Here is a 14,911-nt window from a genome sequence, read left to right on the forward strand (position 1 = left end):
AAGTTAGGATCTTATTTTGTTATTTCACGAATTCTGTTTTGAAAACTTCTTCGTAATTGTGTACACAATTGTTTAGGAAACCTTGTTCTGCCATCCATTTATCACTATAAACTTTGGTGATGTACCTGGAACCGTGGTCCGGGAAAATGGCAACCACCACGTCTTCATTGGAAAGTTCGTGTGCATTGGCATATTGAACCAATCCCTGAACTACAGCTCCGGTGGTATAACCTCCCATTATTGCCTCTTTCAGAGCGATTTCCCTAGTTCGGTATGCGGACATTTCGTCATTAACTCTTACGAATTCATCCACGAGGTCAAAATGGAGTGCTGAAGGAATCAGGTTTTTTCCCATTCCCTCGATTTGATACGGGTGGATTTCATCTTTGTTGATTTCTCCGGTATCGTGAAACCCTTTGAGAATAGATCCAGAGGCATCCACTCCGATAATCTTGATATTGGGATTTTTTTCCTTTAAATATTTTGCAGAGCCAGAAAGCGTCCCTCCAGTTCCCGTGCAGGCAATCAGGTGGGTGATTTTTCCCTCGGTCTGTTCCCAGATTTCCGGACCTGTAGTTCTGTAATGTGCATCCACATTCAGTTCGTTGAAATATTGATTGATATAGATCGATCCCGGAGTTTCCTCGTGAATTCTCTTTGCAACCTCGTAGTAAGATCGGGGATCATCTGCAGGGACATTTGCGGGACAAATGTAAACGGTAGCTCCAAGTGCTTTTAAATAGGCAATTTTTTCCGCTTTTGTTTTGTCGCTTACCGCCAAAATACATTGGTATCCTTTGATGATACAGACCATCGCAAGTGAGAAACCGGTGTTTCCTGAAGTGGTTTCAACCACCGTGGATCCGGGTTTTAATAAGCCCTTTTCTTCGGCAGCTTCGATGATGTGTATTGCGATTCTGTCTTTGGTGGAATGTCCTGGATTATAGGATTCTAATTTGGCATAAACAGTTGCCGGAATATCCTTGGTCACCGTATTCAGTTTGACCATTGGAGTATTGCCGATTAAGCCTAGAATGTTTTCGTAAACATTAGTCATTTTTCGTCATTTTTCTCAATAAATCCATTTGCAAAAATACTAAAAAAATAGTAACTCAACAATAGAATATAGCATTTGCTATCCTAAACATAGTAATGAGACCATATTGGGCAGCAACATTCGGATTGGTAAGGCAAAAATCACGCCACAACTTAATTTTTTGTTAAAATCTGAATAGAATAAACGAAAAACCTTATTTTCGCAAGATTGAAAACTATTTATGAAGAACTGGACCTTTAAAAAGTGGAACACCGTCTTGGGATGGGTAATGTTTGTGATTGCCTTTTTCACCTATCTTTCAACCATTGAACCCAATTTCAGTTTTTGGGATTGCGGCGAATATATTTCCTCTGCGGTAAAACTTGAGGTGACCCATGCTCCCGGAGCAGCACTTTTTCAATTGGTAGGCGCTGTTGCTGCAATGTTTGCATTCGGAAACGGAGCACATTATTCGGTAGTGATTAACGCAATGTCTGCTCTTTTCAGTGCATTTACCATATTGTTTTTATTTTGGACCATCACCCATTTGGTGAGAAGGCTTTTCAATAAGGATTTTGAAGAGATTTCCAGGAGTCAGGAGATTGCAGTTTTATTTGCAGGAACTGTTGGTGCACTTTGTTTCACATTTTCTGATACCTTTTGGTTTTCTGCGGTGGAAGGTGAAGTTTATGCGATGGCTTCCATGTTTATCGCACTTTTGGTTTGGCTCATTACCAAATGGGAAAATGAATATCATGATTCTGACAATGAAAGATGGCTGATCTTGATTTTTTTCATCACCGGTTTATCAGTAGGAGTCCACATGATGTGTATGCTTGCGATTCCGGCGGTTTGTTTAATGTATTATGCCCGAAATTATACGTTCACCTGGAAGAGTTTTCTGTGGGCCAACCTGATTACCTTGGTGATCCTGAGTATTGTATTTAAAGGGATTTTCCCTTTGATCATGACTCTTTTCGGAAAAGTGGAAATTTTTGCGGTAAACGGAATAGGACTTCCGTTCCACTCCGGAACAGTAATCGCGTTTATCATTCTGATTGCAGTTTGCTATTTCGCCATTAATTTCGCCAGAAAGTCAGGTAAAGGAATCTATCAAACTGCAGTTTTATCGGCAGTTTATATGATTATCGGCTTTTCATGCTGGATGGTGATTCCCATCAGAGCTACTGCAAATCCGCCGATGAACCTTAATAATCCGGATAATGCCATCGGAATGTTGGATTATTACAACCGCGAACAGTACGGTGACTGGCCAACTTCTTACGGACAAAATTATACCGCTTATCTTGATGCCAACGGAATTCAGAAAAATGAAGACGGAAGTTTCAAAACTCAAAAAACAGGTGACGTTTACGAAAAAGATGAAAGCACGGGAACTTACCGGAAAGTAGGGGAGCGTTTCAATTATGTGTTCAGCAAAGATCATGTGAGTTTATTCCCCAGAATGTTCAGCGAAGACAAAGATGTGATGCAAAACTATATTTCCATGTACGGCGCTCCGGATTTTTCTTTTAATTATTCCAATGAGGACATCGCCGACAATCCCGAAGCAAAACAGTTGTTTGAGGAACTGCGGGGGAAATATGAAGACGGCACCATCAAAGCATCGGATTATTTAAAGGTGCGGCCATACAATTTGATCAACGTGCAAAAACCATCGCTCTCACAGAACTTAGACTATTTCTTTACCTTTCAGAATGGCTATTATTTCGTCCGCTACCTGCTGTGGAATTTTGCCGGAAGGCAAAACGATCTTGAAGGGAATATGGAAAACACCAAAGGAAACTGGATTTCAGGATTTCCTTTCATCGACAATGCAATGTATGGTGACCAAAGCAAAATGCCGGCGAAATATAAGAACGAATCCACGGTAGCCTTTTTCCTTTTACCGTTAATTTTGGGATTGATTGGGTTTTTCTTCCAGCTCAACAGAGATTTTGGGCGATTCTACGCTATTCTATCACTTTTTGTCATTACCAGTGTTGGAATCATTTTTTACACCGGGGTGAAACCATTTGAAGTGAGGGAAAGAGATTACGCCATGGTTGGTTCTTTCTATGCTTTTGCAATCTGGATCGGACTTGGAGCAGCTGCGATTCTTTGGTTTATCCAGGAAAAGGTGAAATCCAAACCGGTGAATTTGCTTGCAGGAATCGCACTTTGCGGAATTCCTCTGATGATGGGTTTCCAAAATTATAATGTTCACGATCGAAGCAACCGGTATGCAGCTTATGATTATGCCTATTCCACTTTGAAATCACTACCGAAAAACGACATTCTATTTGTTTATGGTGATAATGACACCTATCCAATCTGGGGAATACAGGAAACTTCCGGATTGAGAGACGATGTGAAAGTAGTTAATTTTACCTTGCTTTCCACGCCCTGGAATATCGATCAGGTGAAAAGAAGAACTTATAATTCCATGCCGGTTCCTTCCGTTTTTGAACACGCGGATTATCGTGATGGTACTAATGACCAGTTGTACATTATGGATCAGAAGGACTGGGAAAATGTTTTTGCCAACCTGAAAGATGCCGCTCAACCCGACGCGGAATTTGCGGAATTCAAGAAATATTTAACCCAAGATTCAATGACTTTGAAAGAAGCCGTGCACTTTATCAAGCATAAATCCCCGGGAAAAGATGCGATTCTAAAAATGCTTTATGGCGAAGACAAATTTGAGAAATTCAACTTTTTGCCGGTTTCGAAATTCATATTGCCGGTTAATAAACAAAATGCTCTGAAATCGGGAACCATTGAAGCGAAAGACCTTTCAAAAACAGTTGATCACATTACCATTTCCTATAAAGCCCGAAGTATGTTCAAGAATAATTTGCTGCTGATGGATATTTTGGCCAATTTCGATTGGAAGAGACCGATCAACTTTTCAAGTGGAGGAATTTATGACCCGGAAAATATTTTCTTTTTGGGCGAGTATCTGCAATTTGACGGATTCAGTTATCGCCTGGTTCCCATTCATACTCCGGAAAGGGAAGATGGTGAGATGGGAAGAGTTGACGCTAATTCGCTCTATCAAACCGTGAAGAATTACCGTTGGGGAAATTTCAAAGACTTGAAGGTGCATTTCGACGAAACCTGTACCCAGAATATTGTAAGTTACCGAAGCTCAGCAAGCAGAGCCGCAGAAGCGCTCGCACTTTCCGGACAAAAAGCTAAAGCAACTGAGCTTTTGGATTTGGTTTCCAAAGAGATCCCGGTTTCAAAATACAATGATCCTCGATCTTTGAGTTCAATTGTTTATGGCTACATCGTATCCGGACAGGAGCAAAAAGGTTTGCAACTTGCGGAACAGCTGAAAAAGGACATCTTCGCCGAATATGATTATTACACTGGTCTCACCAATAAGCAGCAGAATTTCGTTGGTCGTGCGATGCGCACAAAACCTGTTGAATATTCTTTGGTAGTCGCTGCGGTGACCGATGCTTACCAGAAAATCGGTCAAAAGGAAAAAGGATATGATTATCTGGTTAAATCACTCGCAGTGATCGACAAACGTTTTGATCATTTCATAAAGGATCTGCAAACCATGGGTAAAGAAAAAGCCTATAAAAATGCAGATAAGGTTCAGCTGATCAGTCCGTTCTACACCTATCTTTTTGATGTGATGGAGCCTTATGATTCCACTTATGCCAAAGAAAAACAAGCTCAGATGACGGATGCGATGATGAAGGCCACGCAGTAGTTTTTATGTACTATAATTGATTTTTCACCGCCTATTCTAAGCAAATATGACAAATCGTTTTTGTGCCTTTCTTCGCGGAGTCAATGTGAACGGCACTTCTATGAAAATGGCGGAAGTCTGCAAAGTTTTTTCAGATGCAGGAATGGAAAAGGTGACTTCTGTATTAGCGAGTGGAAACCTTCTTTTTTCTTCGCACAGGAATTCAGAGGAGCTGAAAGGAATTCTTGAAAAAGTGATGTCGGAGCAATTTGGATATGACGCTTTTCTTTTCATTAAAACCAAAAGGGAAATAGAAGAAATCTTTAGCCAAAATCCTTTCGAATCCTCGCCGGAACATCACATTTATGTTTTTCTGGGCCTTGAAAATATTGAAAACGTTTTATTGGCAGAATTCCAGAAATCGGATTCCTCCCAAAACGAGCAAGGAAAAATCGTGGGCAACACTTTCTATTGGAAAGTCGCAAAAGGAAATACACTCGATTCCAATTTTGGAAAAATTCTGGGCAAGAAATCATTGAAGAGCCAAATGACTTCGCGCAATATCAATACTTTTGAAAAGATCTTGAAAAAGATTTGAAAATCATTATTTTTGCATATCAATCCCGAAACCTGTAATTCAGAAATCTTATGATCCAATACCTCGAAAACATCCACCACAAAAATTCTAAAAACTTTTTTCTGATTGCCGGTCCATGCATCATCGAAGGCGAAGATATGGCATTGAAAATTGCCGAGAAAGTGGTTGAAATCACCAATAAATATGAAATCCCCTATATCTTCAAAGGAAGTTTCAAGAAAGCGAACAGAAGCCGGGTGGATTCCTTCACCACGATTGGCGAGGAAAAATCATTGGAGATCCTGAAAAAAGTTGGAGAAACCTTTAATATTCCAACCACCACAGATATCCACGAAAACGAACATGCCGCACTCGCCGCACAATATGTGGATGTGTTGCAGATTCCGGCATTTCTGGTAAGACAAACCGATTTGTTGGTTGCCGCTGCCAAAACCGGAAAATGCGTTACCTTGAAAAAAGGTCAGTTTCTGTCACCTGAATCCATGAAGTTCGCCGTAGAAAAGGTGAAAGATTCGGGGAATGAAAAGACCGCCATCATCGAGAGGGGGAACTCTTTCGGTTACACGGATTTGGTGGTGGATTTCCGTGGGATTCCCACCATGCAGCAGTTTGCGCCCGTTATTTTGGATGTGACGCACTCTTTGCAGCAGCCGAACCAAAATTCGGGAGTTACAGGAGGAAGACCGGAACTCATTGAAACCATTGCCAAAGCAGGAATCGCAGTGGGTGCAGACGGACTTTTCATCGAGACGCATCCCGATCCAAGTGTGGCTTTATCTGATGGTGCGAACATGCTGAAGCTGGACAGACTGGAAGATTTGCTGCAAAAATTATGCAGGGTCAGAGAAGCGATTCTGTAATTTTTTGTTATCTTTAAATCCTAAATTTTCCGCATTGAAAAACTACGCTTTATTATTTGTGTTGCTTCCTTTTTTTGCCGTTGCGCAAATCAACCTGAAAGTTCTGGATGAAAACGGAGTTCCGGTATCCGAAGCACAGGTTTCCTACAATAACCAAAATTTCACCACCGACAGCAATGGTTTTCTGAAAATACCAATTGCCGCTACTGAACAGCAGTTAACGGTAGAAAAAGAGTCTTTCAGGGGGTTTTCCAAGACGATCAAACCCAACCCGAAATACCAAACCATCAATGTTTTGTTTGTGAAATCAGAAAGAGAATCTGTCATTGAAGAAGTGGTTTTTCAAAAGAAGGGAAAACCCAAAGTGACGGATTTGACCTCCATTGAGATTTCGACCAAAGAAGCGCAGCAGGTCGCATCGCTTTCCGGTGGTGTGGAAGGACTTTTGAAGACTTTGCCTTCGGTGAATTCCAATACGGAGCTTTCATCGCAATACATGGTAAGAGGCGGAAACTACGATGAAAACCTGATTTACATAAACGACATTGAAATTTATCGCCCGTTCCTGATTAGGAATTCTTTGCAGGAAGGAATGAGCATCATCAATCCGGATATGGTGCAAGCCATCAGTTTTTCTGCCGGAGGTTTTGAAGCGAAATATGGCGACAAAATGTCTTCGTCTTTAAATATTTATTACAGACAGCCCACCAAATTTGAATTGTCGGGTGAGGCGAGTTTGATCGGCGGAAGACTTTCCACTGGTTTTGCATCCAAAGACAAAAAACTTACTGCACTGTTTTCAGGGCGATACAGAAACACCAATCTTGTGCTAAAGACTCTGAATGAAGATAGCGATTTTAATCCGCAATATGTTGATTTTCAGTCTTACCTGAATTATAAAATCAGTGAAAAATGGGATGTTTCTTTCATCGGATACTTTAGCAAAAACGACTACCAAATGGTCCCAAAAGTGAAGGAAGTGGAATTTGGGTCGATTTTAATGCCGATGAAACTGAACGTGTATTACAGCGGTCAAGAGGACGATCAGTACAAAAACATGATGGGAACCGCTTCTGTGAATTTCAAGCCGAATAAAAAGTGGCATTTTACCCTTGATAATTTTGCCTACCAAAATCGCGAAAGAGAATATTACTCGGTCGCTTCCGGTTATATGTTGCAGTCTTTCGATCCGATTACCCAGGAACCGACGGTTTCCTATGATATTGGCGGACAAATTGACCATGCGCGAAACGATTTATTGGTGAAGACTTATGGAACCCAGTTCAAGACCCGTTTTTCACCAGACGTCAATACCAATTATGAGATCGGATTCAAATTCGAAAAAGAAAACCTGAAGGATTTCACCAATGAATGGCAATTGGTTGATTCCCTGGGTTACAGTACTCCGAGAGACTGGACCAATCCGGGAACGCTGGATCCGTCACAATTGAAACTGCGCTTCCACATTGCGGGCACAAACCATATTCAACCGAGCAGAATGTCCGGTTACGCTCAATATTCGAAGAAATTTTTCTGGGGGGATAACCGGGTTTTTGTCAATGCCGGTGTCCGTGCATCTCATTGGGAATTCAATAATGAAACGATTATTTCACCACGGGCACAGTTGGCCATCAAACCGAACTGGGATTTGGATATGCTTTTCAAACTTTCCGGTGGTATTTATTATCAATCACCGTTTTACAAGGAAATCAAGGATTTGGATGGAAACTTTAATCAGAACATAAAATCTCAGCGTTCCATCCAGGCAATACTGTCAAATGATTTTGAATTTAAAATGGTGGATCGGCCTTTTAAACTTACTTCTGAAATCTATTATAAGAAACTGGATCACCTGATTCCTTATTATATGGACAATGTGAGAATCCGGTATTCCGGGCAAAATAATGCCGATGGATATGCTTACGGAATCGATACCAGATTATTTGGCGAGTTCGTTCCGGGAGTGGATTCCTGGATTTCTGCAAGTTACGCCAGAGTTTATGAAAACATCGAAGGACGGGGTTATATACCGAGACCTACTGATCCGCGTTTCAGATTTTCAATGTTTTACCAGGATTATATGCCGAAATTCCCATCAATGCGGGTAAATCTGACTTTAGTTTATGCAAGCGGACTTCCCACAGGAACACCGATTGCCGTAGATGCCGAAGGAAAGCCTGATTTCGCCGCGCCTTATCAATTCCAAAGCACTTTGCCCTCTTACAAAAGAGTTGATATTGGTTTGTCTAAAGTCTTCATAGACCAAAAGGACAACAAGGTGGCGAGTGGTTTCTGGAGTAATTTCAAAGAGCTGACTTTGGGTGTGCAGATTTTCAATGCCTTCAACATCCTAAACACGGTGGCAAATCAATGGGTTACCGATGTTCAGAGCGGATACAGCTATCCGGTTCCCGTTCGTCTGACCGGAAGATTCTTCAATGTGAAACTTGATTTTAAACTTTAAAAGGAAAAAATCCCGAAATTATTGGTTTCGGGATTTTTTTTGGAAACACGGCTTCGCTAAAGACACGCGTGTTTTTTTGATTCTTGAGTTTTTATTCTATATCCCTAAACGAAACCACGTCATAAAGGTCTGTTCTCCGGTCACTTAAAGTCCGCACTGCACCAAAATGATGTATCTCTTTCAATAAATTCAGATCCACATCCACAATCAGCGTGGTTTCAGTATTTGGTGTTGCTTCGCCCTTGATCGCATTGGAAGGGAAAGAAAAATCTGAAGGCGTGAAAACTGCAGCTTGTCCGTACTGGATGTCCATATTGTTTACTCCCGGCAAATTTCCTACACACCCTGCAATGGCTACATAACATTCATTTTCAATTGCTCTCGCTGCTGCACAGTGGCGGACTCTGGTGTAGGCGTTTTGGGTATCTGTAAGGAATGGGACGAAAAGGATTTTCATTCCCTGTTCCGCCAAAATCCTCGGTAATTCTGGAAATTCCACATCGTAGCATATTACCAAACCCACCTTACCGCAATCAGTGTTAATCACTTTTATCTCATTTCCCCCTTTCATTCCGTAAAGTTTTTTTTCATTCGGGGTGATGTGGACTTTCCGGTATTCATCCATTTTTCCGTTTCTGTGGAGCAGGTAACTTGCATTATAGAGTTCGCCGTTTTCTTCAATGGGCATACTTCCGGCGATGATGTTGATGTTGTAACCAATCGCAAATTCCGAAAGTTTCTTTCGGATCTGCTCAGTCAATTCCGCTAACTTCAACATGGATTCGCGCTCTGTCAAATGGTTGAAGGGAGCAAGAAGCGGGGTGTTGAAAAATTCGGGGAACATGATGAAGTCTGATTTGTAATCCGCCATTGCATTCACAAAAAATTCCACTTGCTCATAAAACGCATCAATATCCTTGAAATGCCGCATCTGCCACTGAACCAAGCCCAACCGGATTACCGAAACCTGCATCGTATTTGGTTTTTTACTGTAATAAATGTTGTTCCATTGAAGTAAAACGGCATTTTCCTCGGAGTGGGAGTCTTCAGGAAGGTAATGTTTAAGTATTTTCAGGGGAAGGAAATTATTCGCCAGCTGGAAACTCAGCACCGGGTCATAAATTTCCTTTTTCCGAACCTGACTGATGTATTGTCTTGGCGAAAGCTCATGACTGTGCAAGTGGTAATTGGGAATCCTTCCACCAACGATGATGGACTTTAGGTTAAGTTTCTCGCAAAGATCTTTTCTCGCATCATAAAGCCTTCTCGCCAGACGGAGCTCCCGATATTTGGGATCCACGAAAATCTCGATTCCATAAAGCACGTTTCCGGTTTCAGAATGGGTGTCGAAGGTGTAATTACCAGTGATTTCCCGGTAAGTATGGTCGTCTCCAAACAGTTCATACTGTACGATTAATGAAAGACAGACCGCTGCGATTTTTTCGTCCACGGTGATGCAGATTTGTCCCTCCGGAAAAATCTTGATGAGCTTTTGAATGCTTTTTTTCGACCATATACTTTCCGACATTGCAGGATACGCTTTCTGCATTGTTTCTTTTAAACCATCGTAATCTTCGATTTTCAATGCTCTTATTTCTATTTCCATAATTTTAATTTTTAACAATTTGGGGAATGACTGCAATCCGGCAAAACTCAAACCACAATTCCTGCTGAATGATTTTCTGGGCTTCCTGTGGCAGAAGAAAGCACGTTGATTTCGTGATTGAACTTTAACACTCCCATCAATGCAAAAATCAGTGCTTCTTTGTAATTGATCAGTTTTTGATCTGGGATGATGATTTCTGCTGTGGTTCTGGATTTTATTTTTTCCATTAAGAGCGAATTGTAAGTTCCACCACCGGTAAATAAAATCCTTTTGATATGATTTTTATTAAAGGTTTCCGCAATTTGAAACGCAGCATGTTCGGTGAATGTCGCCAAAATGTTTTCTGGTTTTTCAGCGATTAACAGGGGCAAGACATTTTGATTGACCCATTCAATTCCTAAGGATTTCGGCGGATTCTCTGCATAGAATTTCAGTGAATTTAAGGAAGACCATATTTTTGAATTCACTTTTCCATTCCTAGCAAAATCTCCGTTTCGATCGAAATTTTCTCCCAATTCCCGGGCGAATTTATTCAAGACGATATTCACCGGACAAATATCGAATGCGATTCTCTTTCCATCTTTTTTAAAGGAAATATTAGAAAAACCGCCGAGATTCAAACACGCGTCGAATTCCGGGAATAGCAGTTCGTCCCCGATTGGAACTAAGGGCGCTCCGTTTCCGCCCATCAATACGTCCTGGCTCCGAAAATCATACACCACCGGAATTTGATTGGGAATCCTGATTGCTCTTCCGTCGCCAATCTGCAAAGTGAACTTTCTTTGCGGCTGATGAAACACCGTATGACCATGAGAAGCGATTAAATCTACTTTTTCTAAGGAATGTTTTTCGATGAAGCGCTTCACTTTTTCTCCCAAATAAAATCCATATTCTGAATGGAGTGCCAAAAGATCTTCAGGACTTAGCAGAATCGAATTCCTGAGTTTATCTTCCCAGAGTTCTGAGTAGGGAAGTGTTTCCGCATTTAAAATCTGGTAATTCCAGCTTCCATTGGCGTTTTTTTCCAGGGAAGCGTATGCGATGTCCAGTCCGTCAACACTCGTTCCAGACATCAAACCTATTGCGTGAAAAATCATTCGGATAAAATTTACCCTAAATTTAAGGAAAAGAATTCGGAAATACGAATTGCGAAATACGGATTACAAACCATGAATAAACGACCGTTCCAATACCAATCCCATAAACCACCCAATTACCAAACTCCTGCAATCACCGTCCTTTTTCCGGAATTTTCTTGGCATTGATATTCCCGGAATTGTTGTAGAAAGTATATTCAGAAAAATCGTCTTTTGCCCGCATTCCATTTGCACCCACTAAGGTGGAACCATCTTTATCCGTCACATAAACGGTGTCTGTAGTGTAGATGATTTTCTTTACCTGATCCCAGTAAACGGACTGCATAGCGAACATCTGGTTTTCACTGGTGATGATTTTAACGTTTCCTTTTGCCTCGTAAAATCTTTTCTTCTCGTTGAATTTCGCATATTTTGCGTTGATTTTCCCGGGGACACCAGGTTTCTTTTTGTCGTAAAAAAGAATGTTGATTCCTTTTCTGGCTACAATATAAGGGGAGTCAATGAACTCGAATTTTTCAATCAAAGGCGCGGTAGCACGCAGTTTCACCATTCCGGAATCCCGCTGCACGATATTCGCGTTGTTGATAATCTGCGACGCGAAATTGGTGTTCTTGTTCTTATTGATCTGGGTGAGATCTTCCTCACAGGAATTCAGCACAAAAAATATAGCACAACCGAAAACGGCGGCTATATTGATTTTTAATATTTTTTGGATGAATTTCATTGCTCCGGTAAGTCTTTTGAGAGAGGATTTTTTCTTTTTCCGATGCTCTCACCGCTGCATCTTAATCGTAAAGACGTTTTTGGAACCACTTATCGGCAAAATTAATACCGATTCTCAGGTTGATGAAATTCTGACGGATCATGTTGTTGTCCAAAGTCCCTCTTTGTCCAAGCTCAATGCCTAGATCTATTCCACTCATTCGGTTCGCACTTCGGTTTTCAAATGGCAAACTCATTCCACCCGTAATGGCAAACTGATTGATGTTGGTTCCCCCAAATTGAAGGTTTCCTTTTTCATAATATGCGCCATAACGGTATGTTACGCGGGAAAAATAATTTCTAAAGTTGTTGTAGTTGGGCAAATACCAACCTCCAACTGCAACTCTGTATGAATTTTGATATTCGAAAGGCTGTCCCAAGAACTGGATCGTTTCTCCTTTTTTGAAGTTCAGCTGGGATCCCACAAACCATTTTGCGTCTTTGCCTAAACCAGCTCCCAGAGAGAATTCCATAGGAATGAGCTGCTTGTCTTTGCTCCATTTTTCCTCTATGATAGACTCATTCACTTTTTCGTCGCCGATATAATAGTAAGTGCTGTTTTTGTAGTAGGTTTCCATCTGTCCGGTGTTTCCGAACGTGTAAGTGGCACCCAAGGTAAGTTTGCGGTCTTTTTCAAGTTTCTTCTGGTAAGCTCCGCCCAAGGTGAAGTTGAACGACTTCACTTTATTTTTAGTGGAATATCCGTTGATGAGTGGTGCATCGGAGAAAGTGAGTTCGTCGATGTCATAAAGGTTACCAAAATAGAAATTGGTTCTTAAACCCAATCCAAGTTCAGGTAAAACCTGATAGGAAAGTGCCGCCTGAACAGTGCTCAAAGTTCCTTCGCCATGGAAACTCTTTGCTTCCACACTACCATTTTCAAGCGTAGTATTGGTCAAGATATTGTATCTCTTAGAGCTAAACGGCTGATAACCCATTCCAAATTTTACTTTGCTGGAAATGGGAAATGCAATCGTAATGTTGGAAAGATAAGTCGAATGTTTGGTCACACTGGAATTGTCAAAATTCGATTTAAAGAAATTATTCTCGTTTGATACCTCGAATTTCAGCGTGGAAAGTTCCATATTTTTATTCGCGGCGGGATTGCCGAAATTGAAATTATTGTTGAAATCCCAAATATACGCTGTGGAAATACCGCCCATCGCATTCACATCCACGGTGTTATCGAATTTTACATCACCGATTCCAAAAGCGGCATATGGCGAATTACCAATCGATTGAGCCTGTGCAAAAAAACCAACAGCGACAATTGGTAAGACAAGAAATTTTTTCATTCTTTATTTTTAAAAATAATGCGCAAATATCTTAAATATTACTGAATTGAGAAAATTTCAGCGGGTTAAAATTTGTTAAGTGGGTTGTAAGAATGAACTAAAAGATTAGACTTTGGTCTCAACAGACTTTTCTGCCCCTAAAAATTGCAGTCATTCTATTTTTCATCATCAGTCTCAACCATATTTTTTCACTATTTTTACCGCATGAATTGGGAACATATCGCTGGTCAGGAAAAACTCAAAAACCTTTTAAAAGAAAGTATTCGGGATAAGCGCGTGAGTCACGCCCAGCTTTTCGTGGGCAAAAGTGGTTATGGAACCTTACCGCTTGCGCTGGCTTTCGCCAAAGAAGTTTTCCAGAAAGAAAATCCACATTCGGCATCTAAGATTGAGACCTTAAACCATCTCGATCTACATTTCAGTTTTCCCGTTTACAAGAATAAGTCCGAAAAAATTGAGGGCAAATCGTCAGAGTTTTATGAGCAGTTCCGGGAAATGATTCTTGAAAATCCTTATGCCAATAATGAAGACTGGAGTGGAATTCTGGAATCCGAGAATAAGCAGCTGACTATTTATGCAGACGAGGTGGATGACCTGAACCGGAAATTCGCATTAAAAAGTTTTGAGGGCGGTAGCAAAATCCTTATCGTTTGGCAGGCGGACAAAATGAATATTTCTGCAGCGAACAAGTTTTTGAAATTCCTGGAGGAACCACCGGAAGGAACATTAATCATCTTGACTGCTGAAAACGCAGATCATATCCTTCCGACGATATTATCCAGGACCCAACTCGTGGAAATTCCCAGGGTTGCCGACGAAGACGTGAAATCCTATTTGACGGAAAATTTCCGTTGGTCTGAAGAAAAACTCCATGAAATCGTTTTCCAGTCGCAGGGAAATCTAAATGTTGCCCAAAAACTTATGCAGATCGATGAATCCGGTTCAGAATTTGAAGAGCTTTTCATTACCTGGGTCCGCGAAGCTTTTCAGGTGAAAAAGAAGCCGGAATTTTTGAAAAATATCGTTTTTTGGGGAAGGAATATCGCCGGTTGGAATCGGGAAAAACAAAAGAATTTCCTGAATTATTGTGGTGAGATGTTCCGGCTTGCTCTACTTCAGAATTATGGCAGCGAAAATTTAGTCTATAAAAAGATCGATTCTGGCGGATTCAAGTGGGAGAGTTTCTCCAAATTTATCCACGGCGCCAATATCGAAGCTATTTTAGTGGAGATTTCAGATGCGGATTATCATCTGGAAAGAAACGCAAACGCCAAAATAGTGTGGACGGATTTGGGGATCAAACTTTCCAGGTATATTCATAAATCGGCGGAATACACCAATTGAGTTGATGCGAAATTCTTATCGGGGCTTTCCATTTTGATGAATTTCTATCAAATCTCTGCAGGGATCCACAACGTTCCCTTTATGCTTTTTGTTTTTCTCTAAACTCCAAAATAAACTTTGCACTGCCAGTCTACAGAGAATGT

10 protein-coding genes are annotated in these 14,911 nt (G+C 40.9%); 5 read left to right on the plus strand and 5 right to left on the minus strand.

Annotation, left to right across the window (positions count from 1 at the left end; genetic code table 11):
* Positions 1 to 19: 19 nt before the first annotated feature.
* On the minus strand, positions 20 to 1,057 hold the full coding sequence (locus L0951_RS07370; protein WP_234110586.1) for a PLP-dependent cysteine synthase family protein: 1,038 nt from the start codon (positions 1,055 to 1,057) through the stop codon (positions 20 to 22).
* Positions 1,058 to 1,277: 220 nt separating this feature from the next.
* Between L0951_RS07370 and L0951_RS07375 the strand changes: the two genes are divergently transcribed.
* The 4 genes from L0951_RS07375 to L0951_RS07390 all read left to right on the plus strand — a co-directional run bounded on the left by L0951_RS07375 (position 1,278) and on the right by L0951_RS07390 (position 8,664).
* Entirely contained in the window at positions 1,278 to 4,763 is a 3,486-nt protein-coding gene (locus L0951_RS07375) for a DUF2723 domain-containing protein (protein WP_234110587.1), read from the plus strand.
* 46 nt (positions 4,764 to 4,809) lie between these two features.
* Positions 4,810 to 5,340 carry a DUF1697 domain-containing protein gene (locus L0951_RS07380; protein WP_234110588.1) on the plus strand — a complete coding sequence of 177 codons (531 nt, stop codon included), beginning with the start codon at positions 4,810 to 4,812 and terminating at the stop codon, positions 5,338 to 5,340.
* Positions 5,341 to 5,390: 50 nt separating this feature from the next.
* On the plus strand, positions 5,391 to 6,200 hold the full coding sequence (kdsA, locus tag L0951_RS07385) for a 3-deoxy-8-phosphooctulonate synthase (protein ID WP_234110589.1): 810 nt from the start codon (positions 5,391 to 5,393) through the stop codon (positions 6,198 to 6,200).
* A gap of 301 nt (positions 6,201 to 6,501) precedes the next feature.
* Positions 6,502 to 8,664, plus strand: coding sequence for a TonB-dependent receptor plug domain-containing protein (locus tag L0951_RS07390; RefSeq protein WP_234110696.1), 2,163 nt, complete (start codon positions 6,502 to 6,504; stop codon positions 8,662 to 8,664).
* Between the two features lie 91 nt (positions 8,665 to 8,755).
* Here L0951_RS07390 and L0951_RS07395 read toward each other — a convergent pair whose 3' ends face one another.
* The 4 genes from L0951_RS07395 to L0951_RS07410 form a co-directional block, all read right to left on the minus strand.
* Positions 8,756 to 10,270, minus strand: coding sequence for a carbon-nitrogen hydrolase family protein (locus L0951_RS07395; protein ID WP_234110590.1), 1,515 nt, complete (start codon positions 10,268 to 10,270; stop codon positions 8,756 to 8,758).
* Positions 10,271 to 10,317: 47 nt separating this feature from the next.
* Positions 10,318 to 11,367 carry an anhydro-N-acetylmuramic acid kinase gene (locus L0951_RS07400; RefSeq protein ID WP_234110591.1) on the minus strand — a complete coding sequence of 350 codons (1,050 nt, stop codon included), beginning with the start codon at positions 11,365 to 11,367 and terminating at the stop codon, positions 10,318 to 10,320.
* Positions 11,368 to 11,500: 133 nt separating this feature from the next.
* The gene (gene lptC / locus L0951_RS07405; RefSeq protein WP_234110592.1) at positions 11,501 to 12,091 is read right to left on the minus strand and encodes an LPS export ABC transporter periplasmic protein LptC; all 591 of its coding nucleotides are present in this window, start codon (positions 12,089 to 12,091) and stop codon (positions 11,501 to 11,503) included.
* 61 nt (positions 12,092 to 12,152) lie between these two features.
* Complete coding sequence (locus tag L0951_RS07410; protein ID WP_234110593.1) at positions 12,153 to 13,424, minus strand: hypothetical protein; 1,272 nt, start codon at positions 13,422 to 13,424, stop codon at positions 12,153 to 12,155.
* A 204-nt stretch (positions 13,425 to 13,628) separates the two neighbouring features.
* Between L0951_RS07410 and L0951_RS07415 the strand changes: the two genes are divergently transcribed.
* On the plus strand, positions 13,629 to 14,768 hold the full coding sequence (locus tag L0951_RS07415) for an ATP-binding protein (RefSeq protein ID WP_234110594.1): 1,140 nt from the start codon (positions 13,629 to 13,631) through the stop codon (positions 14,766 to 14,768).
* Positions 14,769 to 14,911: the final 143 nt, after the last annotated feature.

Origin of the sequence: Chryseobacterium sp. R2A-55, assembly GCF_021401085.1 — a bacterium.
Classification (GTDB): domain Bacteria; phylum Bacteroidota; class Bacteroidia; order Flavobacteriales; family Weeksellaceae; genus Kaistella.